Source organism: Alcanivorax hongdengensis A-11-3 (assembly GCF_000300995.1).
GTDB lineage: Bacteria > Pseudomonadota > Gammaproteobacteria > Pseudomonadales > Alcanivoracaceae > Alcanivorax > Alcanivorax hongdengensis.
This window is the reverse complement of record NZ_AMRJ01000080.1, coordinates 1-948: the sequence shown is the minus strand read 5'-3', so window position 1 is coordinate 948 and position 948 is coordinate 1. Positions and strand designations below refer to the sequence as shown.

1 protein-coding gene is annotated in these 948 nt (G+C 53.9%); it reads right to left on the bottom strand.

Annotation, left to right across the window (positions count from 1 at the left end; translation table 11 throughout):
* A partial coding sequence (locus A11A3_RS17140; protein ID WP_008930593.1) for an IS256 family transposase occupies positions 1-939 on the bottom strand: 939 nt, incomplete at its 3' end.
* Positions 940-948 lie beyond the last annotated feature (9 nt).

Sequence of the window (948 nt, the reverse complement as noted above, 5' to 3'; positions counted from 1 at the left end):
TGGCCATTTGTCCCGCCAGGACTTGATCACCATCGGATATTTCTCGCCCCATTTGGCCTCCAGTTCATCGAGTGCGATTTCTGCAGCGTTGAGCGTGGCAGCTTTGTAAACAGGCTTCAGATCGGCCATGAAGGCTTTCTGGTTTTTCGAGGCCACATACTTCAGTGAGTTACGGATCTGGTGAATGACGCAGTGCTGGATTTCCGTTTTCGGGTAAATGCTCTCGATGGCTTCAGGGAAGCCTTTCAAGCCATCCACACAGGCGATCAGGATGTCTTTGACGCCACGGTTGTAGAGGTCTGTGAGCACGGAGAGCCAGTGATGGGCGCCCTCCTGATCTGAGAGATACAGGCCAAGGAGCTCTTTCTTGCCCTCGATATTCAGGGCGAGAATAGTATAAATGGCCTTGCTGACGTAGCGCCCATTTTCCTTGATTTTGTAGTGGATGGCGTCAAGCCAGACAATCGGGTAGATGGCTTCGAGATCACGCTCTCGCCACGCCTGTAGCTCTGGCAAGAGTTTGTCGGTGACGGCATTGATAGTGCCGTTGGAGAGTTCGATATCATACATCTCGGCAATGTGGGCGCGGATGTCCTGGTAGCTATTGCCGAGAGCAAACAGGGCAATGATCTTGCGCTCCAGTTCATCGGTCAGGTACGTCTGGTGTTTCTTGATGAGCTGGGGTTCGAAGGTGCCGCTTCGGTCTCGGGGCGTCTTGAGTTCAAAGCTGCCGGTGGGGCCTTTCATGGTCTTGCTGGTCGTGCCATTCTTGCGGTTCGGCGCGGCCTCTTCGGCAAGATGATTGTCCAGCTCGGCTTGCATCGCGGCTTCAGTAAGCTGCTTGATCAGCGGCGTGAGAATGCCGTCTTTGCCGGTCAGGTCTTTGCCTTCCTTCAAGGCCTTGAGAGCAGCATCAATGTCGAATGTAGGTTTGGTCATGTGTCACCT